The sequence below is a fragment of the Brevibacillus sp. SAFN-007a genome, from assembly GCF_051967035.1.
GTDB lineage: Bacteria > Bacillota > Bacilli > Brevibacillales > Brevibacillaceae > Brevibacillus.
The window spans coordinates 21,559-41,196 of record NZ_JBQCKK010000020.1 but is presented as its reverse complement, the minus strand read 5'-3'; the positions used below and the strand labels follow the sequence as shown (position 1 = coordinate 41,196).

The following is a 19,638-nucleotide window of genomic DNA, read 5'->3' as shown; positions in this document are numbered from 1 at the left end:
GCTTCAGGATGGGGTGCAGGTACGCCTCGTATCAGCCTTCCAGACTAGGGCCGACTCTCTGGAACCAGGGAAATAGCTGCGGGTCCTTTCATAGCCTTTTGCCAAACATGCTTCGTTTATGAGCCTATCTTAGCAAGTCGAAAAGCCAATGTCAATTTGTGGGACGAAGGGCCAGGCGAGCGCCCAGCTTGGCGTAAACCGGATAAGCGACCAGGGTGAGCACAAGGCCCTTGAACACGTTGAACGGCACGATGCCGACCAAGACGAGGGACCAGACGCTCGTCGCATGGAACATCGCGAGCAGATCTGCCATCGGCATCTGGTAGAGCGCCGCATAAGCCGGGAGCAGGACGTATGCGTTGGCTACAGCCATGACGATCGTCATCAGCAAGGTCCCGAGCGCAAGCCCTGTCAGAAAACCTTTTTTCCCTTGGCCGCTGCGTTGCAGCAGGATAGCCGGCAAAATGAAGCTGGCGCCGGCAATCACGTTGGCAAGCTCGCCGATCAAGAGTCCGTCTGCATTTTTAAACAAAAAGTGCAATGTATTTTTCAAAACCTCAATGATGATTCCGGCTACCGGACCGTACATCAGCCCGCCGATCAGCGCTGGCAGCGTACTGAAATCAAGCTTCAAAAAGCTCGGCATCAGCGGAACGGGAACCTCCAAATATTGCAGGATAAACGCGACTGCGGCCAGCATCGGAATCGTCACCATCCGCTGGGTTGCTCTGCGGGAAGTATGCAGGGCTGTTTCTCTCATAAGAATACCATCTCCTCACTTTTTCTCCTTCTTTGAGGAATGGCAACAGTCATCGTGCTACACGTGCCCAATCCGCTTGCTGTTGTCTGTGCCAAACGCAAAAATGCCCTGAGAAAGATTCTCAGGGCAGATTCCAGGCGTATGACAAAGCATGCGCAGAAAACAGGCTCAAGAAACAAAGAGGCGAAACCCGCATGCCCCTTTTGCCTCTTGCCCGTTTGCACAGGCAAACAAGCACGTGTAGAGAACGTACTGTCGTCATCCTTCTCCCATCCAGACTGTACTGTCGGCTCTGGAATCTCACCAGATCCTGCACTCCGTCGCTTTTGCTTGCCAGCTCGGGAGGCTCGCGGGCTTAACGTGCTTGTGGCACGATCACCGCCGGTCGGGAATTGCACCCTGCCCCGAAGGAATTTTTGTAGTTGTCTATTGCTTATTATACTGCGCTTTTTTGATTTGACAATAGCGAAAACGGCTACATCGACACTTTTTGTTTATTTTCCGATGGAATTAATGGGATATTGATTTTTCATAAAAAAAGGGCTTCTCAGCCTAAAGTCGCCCTATGCTATAATCTGCCTGTACAATTGAAGCTTGGCTCCTCAAGGGTGGTCGCGGCTCACCCCCGTTAGAAAGGGGGTGAGCCTATGGTAACAAACGAAACGCTCGGACTGCTATTCCAGTTTGGGTTGTTCCTGGTCGCTTTGATCGGGTTGGTAGTTACCTTGACCAAAAAGAAATAGACCGCCCTTGAGTCCCAACTCCAGCGGTCTATTCTTCCAGAAATTTTGAGCCGAACCCCTTGAGGGAAGCTTCCATTGTACAGACCGCTCCGGTTGCCGCCGGACGGTCTTTTTTTCGCTTGTTGCCTCTAATATTACCATAACGAACCGCAAATAAACATATACACTCGGCTCCTCCGGCATCGAATCAGGTCGCTACTGCTACGAACCCGCTCCCCGATATTTGCTGACGCCCCAGTTCCAGACGAACAGGCCAAGGCCAAAGAAAACGACTGCCACGAGCGGAGTAAACGCGGCGTAGGTGTACCAGACTTCTTTGCGCAAAAAGTAGGCAGCCGGGTAGACGCCGACGAAAGCAAACGGCAGTACATAGGTCAGCACGAAGCGAATGGCTTTGTTGTACACGTCCACCGGATAGCGGCCGTACTGCTGAATGTTGTAAATCATCGGGGCAATGCCCGTCCGCGAATCGGAGAAAAAGCTGACGGCCGCAATTGCCGTGTACACGCCGCCGTAGATGAGGGCGCCGCTCACGACCAGCCCGATGAAGATCAGCGGGTCGTACCAGTAAAACGACAGATCGAGCTGGATCGACGCATAGCCCATGATAATCAGACCCGTGATGATACCGAAAATCCGGTCCGGCGCGATGGATTCCAGACAGACCTGCGCGAGATTGTGAATCGGCCTGGTCAGGATGCGATCCATTTCGCCCCGGATGATGTAGCGCTCGTTGAAGTCCCAAAAGCCGAAAAACATCGAGAACAGCGCATACGGCACCAAAAAGAACCCGTAAATGAAAATGATTTCGTCCCGCGTCCAGTCCTTCATCATCGGGACGTGCGTGAACACGACGATGATGAACACGAGGTTAATCAGCTCGGAGACGAGGTTGGACACAAGCTCCCCGAAAAAGTCAGCCCGGTAGGCAAGCCTCGTCTTGAAATACTGGCCCAGGTAGTCGACAAAAATGCCGATGATATGTTTTACGTTTTGCATCGTCTACCCTCCTTGCACGACCAACCGGTTTCGGGCCATCCGCCACAAAACCAGAATGGGGACCAGAATGACCACCATCCAGATCGCCTGAAAGCCGATCAATTCCCAGGCGCGTCCAGGGGTAATCGCTCCGGTAAAAATCAGGCTTGGATAGTAGTTGACGGCCTGAAACGGCAGAAAACCCATGACGGTCTGCGCCCAGCCGGGAAAAAAGCTGATCGGCAACACAAGCCCGGACATCAGATCGACGACGACCCGCTTCGCCCGCATCATCCCGTCGTTGCGGAACAGGAAAAAGGTCAACAGACCCGTCACCAGGTTAATCTGCGTATTGATGAGAAAAGCGAACATCAGACTGATGAGGTACAGCCCCCAGCCAGTCGCGGTCGCCGGGAAGTGAAAGGGAATCATCAGGCTGATGAGAAAAATCCCCGGCCCCGCGAAAAACAGAAATCGGAAAATCCCTTCCCCGAATGCCTGCGCCGTTTTGACGGACAAGTAGTTGTAGGGGCGGATCATCTCGATGGCGACCTTGCCCTCCCGCACGTCCTGGGCGATCTCCGTGTCAATGTTGTTAAAGTAAAACGCGCGAGACATCCAGGCAATCGCCACGTAGGAGGTCATCTGCTCGACCGACAGCCCGCCCAGTTGCTGCTGATCGCCGTAGATCGCCCCCCACAAAAAGTAGTACGCCCCGATGTTGATCGCGTAGATGATGATGCCGCTGTAGTAGTTCACGCGGTACGCAAGCATCGTCAAAAAACGCATGCGGATCAGTTCCATGTAGAGCTTATGCATGGCCCCGCACCTCTGAATCGACCTGGTAAATATTGCGGACGATATCCTCTGTGCTCGTCTCCAGCATTTTCACGTCGCTGACCTCGAACGACGACATGACGGTAGACAGCACAAACGGCAGCATTTCCTGGCTTTGCGGCACCAGGACGCTGAGCGTGTACTCGTTTTCCTGCGTGATCTCGCAGGGCATATCCCCCAGTGCCCGGCGCAACTCTTCAGCAGAGGTGCGCTTTTTCATCTGAAAGGATACCTCTGTGCCATTGCCCCACTTTTCCTTCAGATCGCTGAGCAGGCCGTCGAAAATCAGCTTGCCCTTGTCCATGACCAACACCCGTTTACAGAGCGCTTCGATATCGGAAACGTCGTGGGTGGTGAGCAGGATCGTCATGTTTTCCGTCTCGTTTAAGCTGCGCAAAAACTCGCGGATTTTTTGCTTCACCAGCACATCCAGCCCGACCGTCGGCTCGTCGAGGAACAAAAGCCGCGGCTTGTGAATCAGAGAGGCGGCTACCTCGCAGCGCATCCGCTGGCCGAGGCTCAGCTTGCGCACCGGCTGACTGACAAACGGGCTGATTTCCAGCTCCTCGATCAGGCGCGTCAGCCACTTTTCGCCTTCTGTGTCGTCGACCTTGTAGACGCTTTTTAAAAGGCGAAACGACTCCAGCGGGGACAAATCCCACCACAGCTGCGAACGCTGCCCAAAGACGACGCCGATGGAGCGCACGTATTCCTCGCGCTGTTTGAACGGAACATAGCCATTGATGACGATCTCGCCGTCGCTCGGGGTCAAAATGCCCGTCAGCATCTTGATCGTCGTCGATTTCCCCGCGCCATTTTCCCCGATCAGGGCGAACATCTCCCCCTCTTCCACGGTGAAAGAAAGGTCATCCACCGCTTTTACAGTCTTGTACTCGCGGCTGAACAAATCACGAAAAGCACCCCCGAGACCGGATCTGGCCTGGTGAATGCGGAACTCCTTTTGCAAATGTCTCACTTCAATCATGGAAAACCGTCCTTTTTGTTCTTGCTTACAAATGAACAACTGTTAGTGTATAGGAGCACGCGAAAATGTGCAAAAGGCAAACTGTAGCAAACTGCCGGCGCAAAACTAGGACCATCCGAGGCTTCTCTCTGTCATATCCAGGCGGTCTTTCGCTGTGGTAAGATAGGGAAGGAGTTTTTTGAACAGAAAAGAGGGAAAAAACGGATGAAACGTGAACGATCCGCGCAACTGCACGAACAAGCCCTGGACGTCATTCTCGGTGGGGTCAACAGCCCTTCCCGTTCTTTCAAGGCCGTCGGCGGGGGAGCGCCCGTGACGATGGAGCGAGCCCAGGGCGCGTATTTCTGGGACGTGGACGGCAACCGATATATTGACTATTTGGCGGCGTACGGTCCGATCATTACCGGCCACGCCCATCCGCACGTCACCAAAGCGATCAGCGAAGCGGCAGCGAACGGCACGCTGTACGGAACACCGACGCCGTGGGAAATTACGTTTGCCACCATGATCCGCGAAGCGATTCCTTCGATGGAGCGCATCCGCTTTAACAACTCCGGTACGGAAGCCGTGATGACCTGCATCCGCGTGGCTCGCGCTTACACCGGACGCGCCAAAATTATCAAATTCGCTGGCTGCTACCACGGCCACTCCGATCTCGTGCTGGTGGCGGCAGGCTCTGGCCCGTCCACGCTCGGCATCCCGGACAGCGCCGGCATTCCGCAAAGCATCGCCAACGAAGTGATTACCGTTCCATTCAACGACATCGCGGCGTTCGCCGAAGCGATGAGCAAATGGGGCAACGAAACAGCGTGCGTGCTGGTCGAGCCAATCGTGGGCAACTTCGGGATCGTCACACCGGAGCCGGGATTTTTGGAGGAAGTGAACCGGATCACGCACGAAGCAGGCGCGCTCGTCGTCTATGACGAAGTGATTACCGCTTTCCGCTTTTGCTACGGCGGTGCGCAAAACCTACTGGGCGTCACCCCTGACCTGACCGCGCTCGGCAAAATCATCGGCGGCGGCTTGCCGATCGGAGCCTATGGCGGACGTCGCGCGATTATGGAGCAGGTGGCGCCGCTCGGTCCTGCTTACCAAGCAGGGACAATGGCGGGCAATCCCGCTTCCATCCGCGCCGGAATCGCCTGCCTGGAGGTGCTGAAGCAGCCTGGTGTCTACGAGGAATTCGAACGGCTCGGTGCGCTGCTGGAAACAGGTATCCGCGAGGCGGCGAAAAAACACGGCGTAACGATCCAGCTCAACCGCGTCAAAGGAGCCATGGCTGTTTACTTTACCGATGAACCTGTCCGCGACTACGAGACCGCGCAAAAAGCCGATGGCGAGCTGTTCGCCCGCTTTTTCCGCCTCCTGCTGGACGAAGGCATCTGCCTCGCTCCCTCCAAATACGAGGCATGGTTCATCACCACCGCGCACACGGAGGACGACATCCAAGAGACGATCGCAGCTGTCGACCGCGCGTTTGCGCAGTTGAACGCGTAACGTAGCCGCATGCGTGAGCCTGACGCCAAAGACAAGCATTGCCAAGCTGGTTCCCTCCTTTTTGGGGATACTAACGACGGCAAGGGAGTCACATCGCAAGGAGGAGTTCCTGGTGTCAAAAGGCGAAAAAACGTACCCGCAAGCTCCGGAAAAAACGCTGGATTCCAAAATGAGTAGCAAGATGCTCGAGGTCGTCGGCTTTCAAAATCCGCGCAAGACCGAGCATCACAAAACGCAGAACCACGATCGCTAAGCGTGCCAGACAGACGCATTCCCGACAGAGGATGCGTCTGTCTTTTTATGGAAGGACGGAAGCTGACGCGGTTGCCAGCTCTTTGGCCGACACATATAAGTCGATGATGATATTGTCAAAGAAGGTCAGAGATTGTACAATAAAAATAGTGAAACGGACCTACCCGTTATTCGTAAACATGGATAGGGGACAAAATGTATAAGGAACTGCTATTGTGCCTAATATTCGTAGATAAAAACGAGGAGTGAGTGCTCAATGTTGTTTCACCCGATGGATTTTCTGATCCTGATTGCATTCGGACTGTCGCTCTGGGCTCAATTCCGCGTAAAGGGAACCTTTTCCAAGTTCGCGGAGGTTCCTACTTCCTCCGGCCTCACCGGAGCCGAAGCGGCGCGACGCATGCTCGATGCAAACGGTTTGACCAACGTTCCGGTCGAACATATTCCCGGCACGTTGACCGACCACTACGATCCGATATCCCGCGTCGTTCGCCTGTCCGATCCCGTGTACTTCGGCAACTCCATTGCGTCGTTGTCCGTGGCTTGTCACGAAGTCGGCCATGCTATTCAGCACAAGGTTTCGTATCCGATGCTTGTAGCGCGCCACCGCATTTTCCCGCTTGTCAACATGGTATCCGGTGTTGCGCCGCTGCTCTTGCTCGGTGGATTCTTTTTCCAAATGACAGGTCTCTTGCTGCTCGGGATTATTTTCTTCTCCAGCGCCGTTGCCTTCCAGCTCATCACGCTGCCAGTCGAGTTTAACGCAAGCAGCCGTGCCAAAGATCTGATGCTGAAAATGGGCTTTATTCGCAACGAGGAAGAACGCGGAGCAAGCAAGGTGCTGGGCGCCGCCGCGCTGACCTATGTGGCCGCCGCGCTGATCTCCGTACTGGAGCTGGTCAAATACATTATGATTTTCAGAAGCTCTGACGAATAATCGCCTTTGCCAAAATACGAACAGACAAAAGCAGGTACAGCCTCTTCCCCTGCGGGAGGCTGTACCTTTTTTATGGACTTGCGTTACAATGAGGCGGGAGGTTTTGTACATGCGCATCGGGATTATCGGGTTGGGAAGTATGGGGCAAATGCTCGCGAAGTCATTTTGCAAAAGCGCAGTGATTCAACCGGAACACGTCGTTGTCTTCAACCGCACACCAGCAAAGGCCGAGCAGCTGCGAGCGGAATACGGCGTGGTCGCCGGGGCAAGCGCACAAGCAGTGTGCGAACAGGCGGAGCTGATTTTCCTCTGTACGAAGCCGCTGGACATTCTGCCTGTTTTACGCGGGCTGTCGCTGTCTGCCGAGAAGCATATTGTCTCGGTCGCTGCCGGGGTCAGCATCGCGGATTTGGAAACCGTGCATGACGGGCCGGTCAGCAAAGTGATCCCGACTGTCGTTTCCTCGGAGCTGCACGGGGTGTCGCTGTACACGCACAGCGATAGAGTCAACGCCCAACAGCGCGGACATTTGCTTGCGCTGCTGTCTGCCATCGGCGAGGTGCAGGAGGTTGCCGATACGGAAATCGAGACGGCGACGATTTTGAGCAGCAGTGCGCCTGGGCTGCTTGCGGGGATCCTCGATTCGTTTGCCCAGGCAGCTGTTCGCAAAACGCCGGAGCTGGGAATCGAGAAGGCCCGCAGCATCCTCGTGGAGACGATGCTGGGAACGGCGTTGCTTCTGAAAAACGAGCAGCTTGGCTTCGACCAGCTGATCGAGCGCGTCGCCACTAAAGGCGGCATTACCGAGGAAGGGCTGCGCGTCCTCGCCAAAACCTTGCCGGGCGGCTTTGACGAGCTGTTTGCCATGACAGCGGCCAAGCACGCCGCCTTGAAAGAACTTGTGCAAAAGCAGATCGGTGAACAAAGCGACGAAAAGGAGTAATCAGACATGATCGTAGGTTGGATTGGCTTGGGCAAGATGGGCATACCAATGGCGGGAAATCTGCTGGCAGCGGGCTATGACGTGCGCGTCTGGAACCGTACGCCGGACAAGGCGGCTCCGCTGGTTTCGCTCGGCGCGAAGCAGGTGGCGTCTCTCCCCCGGCTCGCCGAGGAATGCGACGTACTGTTTACGATGGTCAGCGACGATGATGCCGTAACCGCGATCTACACCGGAGCAGACGGCGTGCTGTCGGCGCGTGTATCCGGCAAGCTGGCGATTGACATGAGCACGATTGCGCCGGAGACATCCCGCTTTTTGGCGAAGCAAGCGCAAAAAGCCGGGCTGCGTTTTCTCGACGCTCCGGTCTCAGGCAGTGTCGGTCCGGCAAAGGAAGCGCAGCTCGTCATCATGGTTGGCGGCGAACAAGCGGACTACGACGAAGCAAAGCCTCTCTTGGACAAGCTCGGCAAGGCTGCCCTTTACCTGGGACCGAACGGCGCGGGCACCTCTGCCAAGCTGGCGATCAATCTCCTGCTCGGCATCACGGTCCAGGGCGTGTCGGAAACGCTGCTGTTCGCCCGCTCGCTCGGGATTGAGACGGAGCAAATGCTGGAGATTATTTCGCAAAGCGCTGTAGGCACCCCGCTGATTCGCGGAAAAGCGGCCTCGATTCTTGCAGACGACTATCCGGCGGCTTTTGCCTTGAAGCATATGGCCAAAGACCTGCGCCTGGCCCGCGAGGCTGGCGTGTCTACTCCGCTTGCGGAATCGGCGCAGGCAACCTACCGCCATGCCCTGGAGGAAGGACTGGGCGAGCTGGACCTGATGGCGATTCTGCGTCATCTGCAAGGCACTACCCTTACCAAATAGCCGCGGAATGAATGGAAAAGACCGGAGTCGCTTCCGGTCTTTTTTTTGCACAGATTACGAATGTAGACGATTCTGATCCAGTGAGACTGATTAGACAGCCCCCGCCCGTGAATTGCTTTTGATTTGAAAAATAAGAGAAACCAGAAAATAGGGAAGGTGGGTAAAAAGGAATTTTTTACAATTTGAGTTAAATATATGATACTAGACGTAATCAAATAGGGAGGGGGATAGAAAACTCCATGAACGTTGCGGTGGCGAGCCGAATTAGGTTCGCTATTCCTATTCTAGGGAGGTTGATTATGAGTAAGGTGCGGAAGCTGTTTGTATTCATTCCCGTTGCAGTTGGATTAATGGCATGCTCAGCCGAGACTGTTACAACATCCAGCAATCTGGAGGAAAAGACACCTACCATGACCGTTTCGAAGATTGACTACAAGAAAAAGTCCGAAATGATGGAACGTATAAAATCTCCTGAATCCGTATTATCCATTCTGATTCAAAAACTGGAATCCGAATGGCCAACACTCTTTACTGTGAAAACAGAAGAAGAACTGTTACAAAGATACTCTTTCATCACTTGGCATATCCTTCCAGAAGCTAAACAACGTTTGCAAAAGAACCTTTCCACCCTTCATCCAGAATACCAGGAGTATGTCCGGTTATTAAAAGAAGGTGTGCTGCCGGCAAAAGAATACACGGTAACAAATATATCCATTGATACATACAGTGCTGAAAGCATAACGGTTACAGCTCAGTATGAACTTGTCCTACAAAACGGACAGCATAAGAATATGGAAGTCTCCATGACGGCTAACATGAACTTTGAAAAGTTTAACCAGCGTTTCAACACTTCTGAGGGGGAACTTTTACCCGATCCTGCTACCAAAGAAGAAGAACAAGTCCGAGATTTCATCTTTTCTGTTCTCACAATTGATGAGGTAAGAAAATTAACGCGAGAAGAGCTTTTTCTGTTATTTGAGCAATAGATTTGCATGAATCCAATTTTTATGGGGTTAATCCGGGAGCAGGAATAGCTTATACGTTGACATTGACCGCAACCCCGTCAAGCGGACAGCTGAAAACAAGCCCTTGCTTTACGCAGCCTCATCCCGTCAGGATCTGAGCTGAGGTTGCGTAAACGCGCTTGATTCCTCTCGTTTTCCCCGTAAAAAATCCCCTCCAAATAAACAGTAAAGTCTTTCTTTTTACTGTCTACTTAAAGGGGGGATCCTATCATTCTCTAAAAAGTTTGCCCCTGCTCACCCGCATGCGCGGGCCGCTTTTGCCACAGCCGCCATGCCAAGCCAACTGCCACCACCAGCAGCAGACCGGAGAGCCAATAAACGGCACGGGTGCCAAGCCACTGGGCGAAAGCTCCCATCACCAGCGAGGACAGCCCGAAAACAAGCGCGTCGAGCGTGCCTTTGGCAGACAAGACGTACGGCAATGCCGCTGGCTCTGTCTCCTGCTGCAACATCGTCTGCTTGCTCACCAGCGCCATCTCCAGAAACGGACCCAGCGCAAAGGAAAACAGCAAAGCCGCCAACGGATACGATACGCTGCCAAACAGCAAGGTCATCAGCGCGGTACCGCTCACTCCCGCCAACAGCCAGCGAGGCAGCTGCCGATTCATCTGCCCGCCGTACTTCAAAAGCAACGTGCCGCCGATGATCGAGCCAAGCAGGTAGCCCGCATTGATGTATCCCCACCACGCTTCGCCCTGCCCCAGCACTTCCAGGACATAAGGCAGCAAAATCGCCGCGATCCAGACCGTGCCCGCGATGCCCATGACGACATCCAGCGCCACCAGTTGCCGCAACAGCGGCACAGCGCGGATCGTTTTCCAGCCCGTAAGCCAATCTCCCTGCGGCTGCTGGGGAGAAATCCGCTGGCCGGCTTCGGTATCTTTAGCATCCTCGGCAACTTCGGCATCCTCCGGCTTGACTCCCAGCATAGCGAGCGTTGCCAAGACGTAGGCGGCCACTGTGCCCCAGAGAACGGTGCTCGCTCCCAACCAGGCCACGAGCAAGCCCCCCGCCGCCCATCCGGCAAAATGAACCGTCTGATCGGAAGTTGCAAGCAGGCCGTTTGCCCGCATCAGCTCTTCGCGGGGCACAAGCTGCGGCACTAGCGCGTTGCGCGCCGGATTGGCCCAGCCGTCCATGAAGGCGATCATCGCCCCGAGACTGAAGAGCAGCCAGAGCCATTGCGTCCCCGTCTCCCTGTCCACCCACACAGCCGCTGCCGCGAGCAGAGCCGTTTTCAGTGCCTGCGACAAGACGAGCATGCGCGAAAGCGTCCATCTGCGAAAAAAGAGCGGCGCGGTCAAGCCGCTGACAGACTGCGCCGACAAAATCACTACGGACACAAACGCCGTGTACATCACCGAGCCGGACGCCGCGTAGATGACCGAAATGAACGCCACAATGTAAAAAACATCCCCCAGATTGGCCAATGTCTGACCCGCCCAGAGGCAAACGAATCGTCTTTGCCACACGATGCACAACCTCCTGTCGGTTCAGGACCGTTCCCGGCTCCTGACGGAATATGCACTTATTCCTGCCGACTTCTTATCACAATGGAGGTGCACCTCGTTTCGTCACATATGCCTTATTCTATTCCAGATTCTGTAGACTGTACAGATTTGTTGCGGAAAAAACTGTAATACACCCAGCCCGCATTGATGAACAAAAAGGCGCTCGTCATGAAAAACACGCCGTTGATGCTCACGTACCCGGCCATAAAGCCGCCGATCATCGGCCCGAGCATGCTCCCGATGCTGACGAAGCTGTTGTTGTAGCCGTAGACGCGGCTGACCATATGCGCAGGGGTTGCGCGGCGCAGCAGCGCGTTGACAGAAGGCAGCAGCCCGCCGAGCGACAGCCCGAGCAAAAAGCGCAGGACCACCAGCTGCCACACCGTCCAGACCAGCCCTTGCGGAATGAACAGGAAGGCCGCCGCGAGCAAAGCGAACAACAGCACTTTTTGCGAGCCGAACCGATCTCCCAGCCGTCCCAGCTGCGGAGAAGCGAACACGTTGGCAATCCCCATCGCCGCCTGGACAATTCCCGCCCACAGCGCTACCTTCGCCCCTTCCGAGCTGACCAGCTGCGCGATGTAGATCGGCAAGACAGGCACGATGCTGAACAGCGCAAACTGGATCATCACGGTTACAAAAAAGAGTGCCGGCAGCTCTTTGGACGAAAAGATCATCTGAAAATCTTCCTTCAGGCTGGAGCGGTCCTTTTTTTCTGGTGGAACAAACGTCTCTTTAACCGTAAACGTAATGACCAAAGTAGCGAGCAAAAGCAGACTGCCTGTCACCACGAAGATCATCCGAAAGCCGATCTGATTCGCCAGCACACCGCCAAAAAGCGGTCCCATGATCGTGCCCGCCGTAATAAACGATTGCAGCAACCCCTGCGCCCAGCCGATCCGTTCTTTCGGCACAGACGAAGCTACGAGCGCCGTGCTGGCCGGAATGATCCCGCCCACAAGCCCGTTAATCAGCCGCAGCGCCAACAGCTGCCACAAACTTCCGGCAAAGCCCGTCAACGCAACCGTGATCGACATGAAGTAGCCGGAACGCAAAATCATGATCTTGCGCCCGTGCTTGTCAGCGAGATTGCCCCAGATCGGGGACACAAGCCCTGCGGTCAAAAAATTGGCGCCAAAAATTATCCCCGCCCATGCCGTCACCTGGTGCGGATCGTCTATCCCGAAGTCTTGCTGAATATAGAGCGGCAAAAACGGCATAATCATGCTCATCGCCAGCATGACGACAAACAGCGATCCGCAGAGCACGTATAAATTGCGTCGCCATATCTCCATCAGAATCCCTCCCTTCGCCCTGAGCGCTCATCCCGCACGCCTGTTTCCGACACACCTCCAAAATCCTGGACGCTCCATAGGCTCTCGTACACTCCTTTTTGCGCAAGCAGTTCCTCGTGCTTGCCTTGCTCGACAATCTGCCCCTCGCGCATGACGACGATTTTGTCCGCATGCGTGATTGTGGACAGACGATGCGCTACGATCAGCGTCGTTCGGCCTTTGGTCAGGCGGGCCAGCGACTCCTGAATCATGTGCTCCGACTCCAGATCAAGGGCAGAGGTCGCTTCGTCCAAAATGAGAATGCCCGGATTGCGCAGGAAAACCCGCGCGAGGGCAATTCGCTGCTTTTGGCCCCCCGAGAGCTTCACGCCTCGCTCGCCCAGCTCGGTGTCGTAGCCCTGCGGCAGCTCGCTGATGAATTCATGCGCGTTCGCCGCGCGCGCCGCTTCCTCGACGGCCTGCTGATCCGCCGCAGGATTTCCCATCAAAATATTGATTCTGGCCGATTCACTAAACAAAATCGTATCCTGCTGCACCAGGCCGATATGATGGCGCAAATTTTGCTGCTTCAGCTCACGAATGTCGATGCCATCTATCGTAATCCGCCCTTCTGTCACGTCCCAAAAGCGCGGCAACAGGCTAATCAGCGACGATTTGCCGCCACCGGACATCCCGACGATCGCCACTGTCTCTCCCGGTTTCATCGTCAGGTTCACGTCCTGCAACACGAGCGGCCCGTCTTCCCGGTAGCGAAACGAAACATGCTCAAAGCAAATCTCGCCCCGGATTCGTCCCGTCGCGGGATCGACTGGCAGTTCGCGCGCATGGGGGCTGTCCACGATGTCGTACGATTCATCGAGAAACTCGAACATCCTGTCCATGGAGGCGATCGCTTGCGTCAACACCGTGCTGGAATTGACCAGACGACGCAGCGGCGTGTACAGCCGCTCCAAATAGGCGTAAAACGCTACCAGCGTCCCTACACTCATGCTGCCGCCGATCACCTGGTAGCCCGCGTAGGCGATGACGAAAAGCGGCGCGATATCGGTGACCGTATTGACGACGGAAAACGTCCGCGCATTCCAGCGCGTATGCTCCAGCGCTTTGTCCAGAAACTGATTGTTTTCCTTGGCGAAGCTTTTGCTCTCGTGGCTTTCCAGCGCAAAGCTGCGGATCAGCGACATGCCGTTCACGCGCTCGTACAAATAGCCTTGCAGCCGAGCAAGCGCCGCAGAACGCTCCCTCGTCAGCTGGCGCAGCCTTTTGTAAAAGTATTTGACGGAAAAGCTGTACAGCGGAAAGACGACGATGGCGACCAGCGTCAGCTCCACATCCATCGAGAACATAATCAAAAGCGTCAGCCCGATCGTAATCAGATCGAGCCACAGATTCATCAGACCTGTCTCCACAAAGCTTTTTGTGGACTCCACGTCGTTAATGACCCGGGAAATGACCTCGCCCGTCTTCGTGTTGTTGTAGTACCGCATCGAAAGTCGCTGCAAATGCGAGTAGAGCTGATTGCGAATGTCAAACAAGATTCTGCTGGAAACCCACTGCGCGAAGTATTGGCGGATGTACTCGACAGGCGCACGCACCACCGTAAACACAAAAAACGCGGCGAGCATCAGCCAGAACAGCTGCGCCAGTTTTTCCTCGCGGGGCATCGGGCTTGGCAGCAAATCGTCAATCACATATTTGATGATGAGCGGCAGAGCAAGCGGAATGGAAAATTTGATGATGCCTATGAATATGGTGCCCACGATTTGTTTCCAGTAGGGCATCACATAGGCCAAATAGCGACGTATGCTCAACCAGCATACCTCCCTTACATAGAAACGTGGCTGTGCCCGATTCGTCCAGGCACAGCCAATTTTGCACGCAGGTGATCGTGCTTCGCCTTTTTTCAAGTTTCCGACAGGACAAGGAAATCCCTCCCCCGGATCACGGGAAAGGGATTATTCCTCATCGTCTCGCACTAAAAGATACCGCTCGTACCAGCGTTGCACAAAGCCGTTCTGAAAAGGGCCGCGGCGCGCGCTGATCCAATCCAGCACTTCTCGCAGCGCGGTCTGTACTTTTTCCACGACAAACGGAGGGTAGTTCATCTGTTTGCTGTGCAACAGAAACTCCTCTTCATCCAGAATCGAATACGTCATATCGGGAAACACCTTTACATCGAGATCATAGTCTATGTAGCTGAGCAGCTGTCCCTTCATGGTGAAGGGCGAACCAATGTTGCAGTAATAGTAGATGCCGTCGTCGCGAATCATGGCAATGGTATTGAACCACTGGCCCCGACCAAATGTACAAATGGCCGGCTCGCGCGTGCGCCACTCCCGCCCGTCTGCTTCTGTCACCTTGACCCGATCGTTCCCCCCAATCACCACCGCATCACTGGTATGGATCAGCGTAGATTTGTCCCAAATGCGGTGCAGCGAATGATCATGTTTATAACTTTCAATGCGGATATTGGAGCCCGGAGTTGGTGACATGACTCTCCCCTTTCTTCTCTTCTCTATTTGAATGGGGACAAGCCTCCTTTAGGAAGAGAGCTTTTTGGAAAGCGTTACAAATTTTTGTACTTCGTAGCCAAGCGAAAGGTAAAACGGAAGGACTTCCGGATTCGCCTGATTGACCATAATCAGGACGTTATTGACGCCGCGTTGTTTGAAGCGCTTTTCGATGGCAGACACGAGTTCGCGGCCAATACCGGAACCTTGCATCTCGGGGAGAACCGCCAGCCGGTAAAAATAGGCGCGCGCTCCGTCAATCGTGCCGACCACGACTCCAACAACTCTGCCGTCTTTTTCCGCCACCATAACCAAATCGCTGTCCCATGCCAACTGTTGGGCCAAATCGTTCAACGACTCCGTGCCCGATTGGTCCAAACCCGTCTGTTGCCAGATACTTGTGATAGCCGAATAGTCACCGAGTCGAAACGGACGAATCAGCATACGTTGCCTCCTTCGTAACCTTCTTCCTCTATTGTACAACACAAGGACAACTTTGTCTTGTGTAGTCAGGCGTCAAAGTCGCCAACTCCTGGTCACCGCATGAGGACGAATTAGGTCAAAAGAGAAATGCCTCCGTCAACGATCAAGGTCTGTCCGCGCACCATCCAAGCCTTGTCGGAGATCAGGAACATCACCGCGTTCGCCAGGTCTTCCGGTTCTACAATCCGCCCTGCCGGCGTGCGTTGCGCGGAGTTGCCGAGCAGTTCTTCGCGATTCGGGAAGTGTTTGAGCGCATCTGTATCCACGGCGCCGCCGGAGACCGCATTGACCACGATATTGTGCGGTGCCAGCTCGACAGCCAGGTAGCGTGTAATCGCTTCTACCGCCGCCTTCGAGACGCCAACCGCTGTGTAGTTGTCCAGTACGCGAATGGAGCCGAGGCTGGACAGGCTGACGATTTTCCCGCCATTTCCGCCCTTGATCATTAGTTTTGCCGCTTCTTGCGCACAGAACAACAGGGCTTTGCTGTTAATTTCCATCGTCCAGTCCCAATGGCTCTCTTCCAGCTCCATCAACGGACGCAGAACACCGGAAGCCGCATTGTTGATAAACACATCCAGTCGACCGAACTCGCGGTCAATCTCTGCAAACAGCTCCTTGATCTTGGCCACGTCACCTACGTTGGCTTTGACCAGATGCACGCGCACTCCCTTTGCCTCCAGCTCCGCAGCTGCCTCTCTCGCTGCGGAACGGTTGCGCAAATAGTTCAAAACCAGATCGTAGCCTTGCTCAGCCAGCTGCATCGCAATCGCTTTGCCGATGCCGCGCGTCCCGCCAGTCACCAATGCCACTTTGTTTGTCGTATTCATAAAAGCATTGCCTCCTACACACCAACTATTAATATCAGGTACTAATCAATCAAAATTACTTATTCATTATACAACTCCGCTCCTGCTTTTGCTACCGGGAGCCAAAATCTCTGCTGCCCTAAGCCCTGTCGCCCTATGCCCTTCGAAACAGGCGAAAAAACCCGGCTGCACGGCAGACGAGCTGTCCGTTGCACCGGGTTTTTGCTTTACATCTTGAATTTGCCGATCTGATCTTGCAGATTTTCCGCCAATCGCTCCAGAGATGTAGCGGAGGACGCGATTTCTTCCATGGAGGCGAGCTGCTCCTCGGCTGCTGCCGATACGCTTTGCGTCCCATCCGAAGCCTGCAGGGTCACCTCGGAAATATGGTTGATGAGCTGGACGACCAACTGGGTCTGCTCGGAAATATCTTGCGAAGCTTGGGAGACTCGGCCAATTTTTAGCGCCACTTCATCGACCGCCGACTGAATTTGGTCAAACGAACGCCCAGCCTCGTATACTTTTCCGATCCCCTCCGTCACTTCCCGCTTGCTTTTTTCCATGACGTCAACGGCAATTTCCGTCTCCTGCTGGATTGCCGCAATCAAATGGCTGATCTGCTCTGCCGACGCAGATGACTGCTCGGCCAGTTTTCTCACCTCGTCCGCTACTACCGCAAATCCGCGACCGGACTCGCCCGCCCGCGCCGCTTCAATGGCTGCGTTCAACGCCAGCAAATTGGTCTGGCTGGCAATGGCCGTAATCACGTCGACGATTTTGCCGATTTCCTGCGAGCGCACTCCCAGGTTGTCCACCACTTTGGCCAGACTCAGGATCGATTCGCTGGAGGCAGTCATTTGCTGCACCGCCGATTGTACGGAGCGGTTTCCTTCCGCCGCCACGGTTGCCGTCTGCTTTGCCGTTTCGGATACTTCGTGCGTATAATCAGCGATTTGGGTAATCCGTTGCGACATTTGCCCGACTGCCGCGGTACTCTTTTGGGTGTGGGACACTTGCTGCTCGGTGCCTGCCGCCATGTCCTGCATCGTCGTCGCAATCTGCTCGGTCGCCTTGCTCGTCTGTTCTGCGCTTGCCGAGAGCTGCTCGGCGGATGCAGCCAACTGCTGAACCGAATCGTTCACCGAGTACAGCAGGGAACGCAGCGATTCGGCCATATGGTTGAACGTTTTGGCCAATACGCCCAACTCGTCGTCGCTTTTAACTTCGACCTGCTGCGTCACGTCACCCTGGCTCATTTTTTCCGCTGCATCCGTCAATTGTTGCAGTGGACGCAACAGCGAGCGCAAAATGCTGTACACGATTCCCGCGCCGATGGCGATCGTGATCCCGATGACCACAAGCATCCGGTAAAAGATCGGACTGGAGGCGGTCTCTGCTTCTGTACGGTACATGACGCCCATCAGCTTCCAGCCTGTTTGCTCGTTGGTGACAAAAGTCGCTCGCGCCGCGTAGCCTTCATCCTCGAAGTCAAACTGCCCATTGGCTTGGGCGTACAGGCTATCCACCCACGGATGCGTCACATCGGCGCCTGCTGTTCCGGTCGGATGGAGCAGCAGCTTGCGGTTGGCGTCGAGGAGGGACAGGTATCCTTTCTCGCCGATTTTCGCTTGCTTCACGGTTTCGTTGAGCGTGGTCAACTGAATGTCGATTCCAAGGACGCCGGAGCGGTCCGACAAAGCTTTGGCCAACCCTACGACTACGTTGCCCGTCACCGCATCAATAAAAGGGTCCGTAATGATCGTCTTGTCAGGCTGAGCCATGGCCGCCTGGTACCAGGGGCGTTTTCGCGGATCGAAATCGTCGCTTAGCTTGGCGTCCGTCGCCATCATCATCTTGCCGTTTTCCTCGCCGATGTAGACCTCGCCAATGTCAGGATGCAGCTTGTGGAAGGTTTGCAGCTTGGCGCGGGTTGCGCTTCTGGCCTCTTCCGTCAGCTCCTCTCTCCCGACCTCCGAGGCGATCAGCGCCAAATCGCGGGATTGCGCCTCCAGCGTGCGGTCCAAAAGCTCGTCCACCAGGCGAACGTTCTCGGAGGCTGTCACCAGCAGCTGCTCCTCCAGCCGATCCTTGGCGCTCTGGTAGGAGAGCAGGCCAAGAGCGAGCACGGGAACAATCAAAATAAAGGAGAACGAAGCAATCAGCTTGGTTCGAACGGTCAATCTGGGCATTTTCATTCGAATTCATCACCTTTTCGCATAGTCTCGTCGTCACATATACTTACCCGCTCTATCGCGCTGGCTAAACCAATAATCGCGCATATCTTTACTTTTTATTATATTTTATTATTTTCTGAATTCACTTTCTTTTGTAAATTAGGTGAAAAGTGCTTTACAACAAGAAAAAAATGCCATATGCTAAGTTTACATTTTACGATCCCACTACTCGAAGGAAGGAGGCTGCAACATGATGATACCTGTATTGGCTTTTCCACTTGCATTCGCCGATCATTCAATCGTTGCCAAAACTGCATATAACAGCGCCTCCTGGACCGACGAACGGTAGATGGTTTCGCATCTTTTGCATTCTCATTCGTCCATGACCAGGCCATAGGCGTTGTAGCTTGTGGTCTTTCGATTTCTTCGTGCAGCCAACAGACCGCAGGCATTCGCCCGTGGTCTTTTTCTTGGCGACTAAAACCCAAATTTTCCCATTTGAAAGGAGGTGATTCTCTATGGTACTGAACTTCTTGCTGTTCACTGTCAAGATCGAGCGCAAACAGGTTCCCCCGAAACAACGCCTGGCAGCTTATGCCCGCGCTCGTTATCTGGAGGAACGCGCCGAGGCTCACGCGATGGAAGCCGCACAACTTGTCAGCCGCATCTAATGGTTGGGATTCGCATAACACTCACTGGGAGGGATTGTTGATGAAAAACAGACAAAGACGTCAAATGATGAGATTTACAGGAGTCAAAGCGATAGACGGCGGCTGACTGCACCACACAACAGGGATGGGAGGTGGACCTTCATGTACATTCCAATGATTTTCTTCACGATTATCATCGAGAAACGGAAACCGACGCCTGAGCAGCTCGAAAAGCAGTACTTGCAGCAAAAAGCGATCGCAGAATGGGAAGATCGGAAGCATCAGATCGCGATGCAGTTTCCGGAATTTCTCTACCGATAAGCCATCCGCTTTGCAAACAACGATAAAATCCCGGAAGATCATGTCCCGCTTGGCATGA

The 19,638-nt window shown here is 54.5% G+C and carries 20 protein-coding genes and 1 riboswitch; of the genes, 9 read left to right on the top strand and 11 right to left on the bottom strand.

Annotated features, from left to right (window positions below; all coding sequences use genetic code 11):
- Positions 1-151 precede the first annotated feature (151 nt).
- The gene (locus ACTHO6_RS17885) at positions 152-760 is read right to left on the bottom strand and encodes an ECF transporter S component (protein ID WP_440243099.1); all 609 of its coding nucleotides are present in this window, start codon (positions 758-760) and stop codon (positions 152-154) included.
- Positions 761-1,017: 257 nt separating this feature from the next.
- A riboswitch (FMN riboswitch) is annotated at positions 1,018-1,176 on the bottom strand.
- A gap of 231 nt (positions 1,177-1,407) precedes the next feature.
- On the opposite strand from ACTHO6_RS17885, the gene ACTHO6_RS17880 reads away from it, so the two are divergent.
- Complete coding sequence (locus ACTHO6_RS17880; protein ID WP_012684786.1) at positions 1,408-1,503, top strand: putative holin-like toxin; 96 nt, start codon at positions 1,408-1,410, stop codon at positions 1,501-1,503.
- 201 nt (positions 1,504-1,704) lie between these two features.
- Here the strand turns inward: ACTHO6_RS17880 and ACTHO6_RS17875 are convergent, their stop codons facing one another.
- From ACTHO6_RS17875 to ACTHO6_RS17865, 3 genes are read right to left on the bottom strand one after another with little or no spacing between them, the layout of a single operon-like run.
- On the bottom strand, positions 1,705-2,502 hold the full coding sequence (locus ACTHO6_RS17875; protein ID WP_440243098.1) for an ABC transporter permease: 798 nt from the start codon (positions 2,500-2,502) through the stop codon (positions 1,705-1,707).
- 3 nt (positions 2,503-2,505) lie between these two features.
- Positions 2,506-3,300 (bottom strand): ABC transporter permease, encoded by a 795-nt coding sequence (locus ACTHO6_RS17870; RefSeq protein ID WP_440243097.1) that lies wholly within the window; start codon positions 3,298-3,300, stop codon positions 2,506-2,508.
- Positions 3,293-4,303 carry an ABC transporter ATP-binding protein gene (locus tag ACTHO6_RS17865; protein ID WP_440243096.1) on the bottom strand — a complete coding sequence of 337 codons (1,011 nt, stop codon included), beginning with the start codon at positions 4,301-4,303 and terminating at the stop codon, positions 3,293-3,295. Before ACTHO6_RS17865 ends, ACTHO6_RS17870 begins: the two co-directional genes overlap by 8 nt.
- Positions 4,304-4,507: 204 nt before the next feature.
- On the opposite strand from ACTHO6_RS17865, the gene ACTHO6_RS17860 reads away from it, so the two are divergent.
- From ACTHO6_RS17860 to ACTHO6_RS17835, 6 genes are all read left to right on the top strand, one after another.
- A complete protein-coding gene (locus ACTHO6_RS17860; protein WP_440243094.1) occupies positions 4,508-5,800 on the top strand; it encodes a glutamate-1-semialdehyde 2,1-aminomutase in 1,293 nt (430 codons plus the stop codon).
- Between the two features lie 112 nt (positions 5,801-5,912).
- Positions 5,913-6,053: a hypothetical protein gene (locus ACTHO6_RS17855; protein ID WP_440243093.1), complete on the top strand. Its 141-nt coding sequence runs from the start codon at positions 5,913-5,915 to the stop codon at positions 6,051-6,053.
- A gap of 255 nt (positions 6,054-6,308) precedes the next feature.
- Positions 6,309-6,989, top strand: a complete 681-nt coding sequence (locus tag ACTHO6_RS17850; RefSeq protein WP_440243092.1) for a zinc metallopeptidase — start codon at positions 6,309-6,311, stop codon at positions 6,987-6,989.
- A gap of 109 nt (positions 6,990-7,098) precedes the next feature.
- Positions 7,099-7,932, top strand: coding sequence for a pyrroline-5-carboxylate reductase family protein (locus tag ACTHO6_RS17845; protein ID WP_440243091.1), 834 nt, complete (start codon positions 7,099-7,101; stop codon positions 7,930-7,932).
- Positions 7,933-7,938: 6 nt separating this feature from the next.
- The gene (locus tag ACTHO6_RS17840) at positions 7,939-8,802 is read left to right on the top strand and encodes an NAD(P)-dependent oxidoreductase (protein ID WP_440243090.1); all 864 of its coding nucleotides are present in this window, start codon (positions 7,939-7,941) and stop codon (positions 8,800-8,802) included.
- Between the two features lie 299 nt (positions 8,803-9,101).
- Entirely contained in the window at positions 9,102-9,788 is a 687-nt protein-coding gene (locus tag ACTHO6_RS17835; RefSeq protein WP_440243089.1) for a hypothetical protein, read from the top strand.
- 254 nt (positions 9,789-10,042) lie between these two features.
- On the opposite strand, the gene ACTHO6_RS17830 is transcribed toward ACTHO6_RS17835, so the two are convergent.
- From ACTHO6_RS17830 to ACTHO6_RS17800, 7 genes are all read right to left on the bottom strand, one after another.
- The gene (locus ACTHO6_RS17830) at positions 10,043-11,299 is read right to left on the bottom strand and encodes an MFS transporter (RefSeq protein WP_440243088.1); all 1,257 of its coding nucleotides are present in this window, start codon (positions 11,297-11,299) and stop codon (positions 10,043-10,045) included.
- Positions 11,300-11,412: 113 nt separating this feature from the next.
- The gene (locus ACTHO6_RS17825) at positions 11,413-12,633 is read right to left on the bottom strand and encodes an MFS transporter (RefSeq protein WP_440243087.1); all 1,221 of its coding nucleotides are present in this window, start codon (positions 12,631-12,633) and stop codon (positions 11,413-11,415) included.
- The gene (locus ACTHO6_RS17820; RefSeq protein WP_440243086.1) at positions 12,633-14,444 is read right to left on the bottom strand and encodes an ABC transporter ATP-binding protein; all 1,812 of its coding nucleotides are present in this window, start codon (positions 14,442-14,444) and stop codon (positions 12,633-12,635) included. Before ACTHO6_RS17820 ends, ACTHO6_RS17825 begins: the two co-directional genes overlap by 1 nt.
- Before the next feature lie 144 nt (positions 14,445-14,588).
- On the bottom strand, positions 14,589-15,125 hold the full coding sequence (locus tag ACTHO6_RS17815; protein WP_440243085.1) for a DUF402 domain-containing protein: 537 nt from the start codon (positions 15,123-15,125) through the stop codon (positions 14,589-14,591).
- 48 nt (positions 15,126-15,173) lie between these two features.
- Positions 15,174-15,587: a GNAT family N-acetyltransferase gene (locus ACTHO6_RS17810; RefSeq protein WP_440243084.1), complete on the bottom strand. Its 414-nt coding sequence runs from the start codon at positions 15,585-15,587 to the stop codon at positions 15,174-15,176.
- A gap of 110 nt (positions 15,588-15,697) precedes the next feature.
- Complete coding sequence (gene fabL, locus ACTHO6_RS17805) at positions 15,698-16,456, bottom strand: enoyl-[acyl-carrier-protein] reductase FabL (RefSeq protein ID WP_440243083.1); 759 nt, start codon at positions 16,454-16,456, stop codon at positions 15,698-15,700.
- Positions 16,457-16,662: 206 nt separating this feature from the next.
- A complete protein-coding gene (locus tag ACTHO6_RS17800; protein WP_440243082.1) occupies positions 16,663-18,630 on the bottom strand; it encodes a methyl-accepting chemotaxis protein in 1,968 nt (655 codons plus the stop codon).
- A 497-nt stretch (positions 18,631-19,127) separates the two neighbouring features.
- On the opposite strand from ACTHO6_RS17800, the gene ACTHO6_RS17795 reads away from it, so the two are divergent.
- Together ACTHO6_RS17795 and ACTHO6_RS17790 are read left to right on the top strand one after the other, a co-directional pair.
- A complete protein-coding gene (locus tag ACTHO6_RS17795) occupies positions 19,128-19,280 on the top strand; it encodes a hypothetical protein (RefSeq protein WP_440243081.1) in 153 nt (50 codons plus the stop codon).
- Between the two features lie 141 nt (positions 19,281-19,421).
- Entirely contained in the window at positions 19,422-19,580 is a 159-nt protein-coding gene (locus tag ACTHO6_RS17790; protein ID WP_440243080.1) for a YrzI family small protein, read from the top strand.
- Positions 19,581-19,638: the final 58 nt, after the last annotated feature.

Bases quoted from the DNA above. Each gene is read 5' to 3' on its own strand.
- ACTHO6_RS17885 (WP_440243099.1), bottom strand. From the start codon at position 760: ATGAGAGAAACAGCCCTGCATACTTCCCGCAGAGCAACCCAGCGGATG.
- ACTHO6_RS17880 (WP_012684786.1), top strand. From the start codon at position 1,408: ATGGTAACAAACGAAACGCTCGGACTGCTATTCCAGTTTGGGTTGTTC.
- ACTHO6_RS17875 (WP_440243098.1), bottom strand. From the start codon at position 2,502: ATGCAAAACGTAAAACATATCATCGGCATTTTTGTCGACTACCTGGGC.
- ACTHO6_RS17870 (WP_440243097.1), bottom strand. From the start codon at position 3,300: ATGCATAAGCTCTACATGGAACTGATCCGCATGCGTTTTTTGACGATG.
- ACTHO6_RS17865 (WP_440243096.1), bottom strand. From the start codon at position 4,303: ATGATTGAAGTGAGACATTTGCAAAAGGAGTTCCGCATTCACCAGGCC.
- ACTHO6_RS17860 (WP_440243094.1), top strand. From the start codon at position 4,508: ATGAAACGTGAACGATCCGCGCAACTGCACGAACAAGCCCTGGACGTC.
- ACTHO6_RS17850 (WP_440243092.1), top strand. From the start codon at position 6,309: ATGTTGTTTCACCCGATGGATTTTCTGATCCTGATTGCATTCGGACTG.
- ACTHO6_RS17845 (WP_440243091.1), top strand. From the start codon at position 7,099: ATGCGCATCGGGATTATCGGGTTGGGAAGTATGGGGCAAATGCTCGCG.
- ACTHO6_RS17840 (WP_440243090.1), top strand. From the start codon at position 7,939: ATGATCGTAGGTTGGATTGGCTTGGGCAAGATGGGCATACCAATGGCG.
- ACTHO6_RS17835 (WP_440243089.1), top strand. From the start codon at position 9,102: ATGAGTAAGGTGCGGAAGCTGTTTGTATTCATTCCCGTTGCAGTTGGA.
- ACTHO6_RS17825 (WP_440243087.1), bottom strand. From the start codon at position 12,633: ATGGAGATATGGCGACGCAATTTATACGTGCTCTGCGGATCGCTGTTT.
- ACTHO6_RS17815 (WP_440243085.1), bottom strand. From the start codon at position 15,125: ATGTCACCAACTCCGGGCTCCAATATCCGCATTGAAAGTTATAAACAT.
- ACTHO6_RS17810 (WP_440243084.1), bottom strand. From the start codon at position 15,587: ATGCTGATTCGTCCGTTTCGACTCGGTGACTATTCGGCTATCACAAGT.
- fabL (WP_440243083.1), bottom strand. From the start codon at position 16,456: ATGAATACGACAAACAAAGTGGCATTGGTGACTGGCGGGACGCGCGGC.
- ACTHO6_RS17800 (WP_440243082.1), bottom strand. From the start codon at position 18,630: ATGAAAATGCCCAGATTGACCGTTCGAACCAAGCTGATTGCTTCGTTC.
- ACTHO6_RS17795 (WP_440243081.1), top strand. From the start codon at position 19,128: ATGGTACTGAACTTCTTGCTGTTCACTGTCAAGATCGAGCGCAAACAG.
- ACTHO6_RS17790 (WP_440243080.1), top strand. From the start codon at position 19,422: ATGTACATTCCAATGATTTTCTTCACGATTATCATCGAGAAACGGAAA.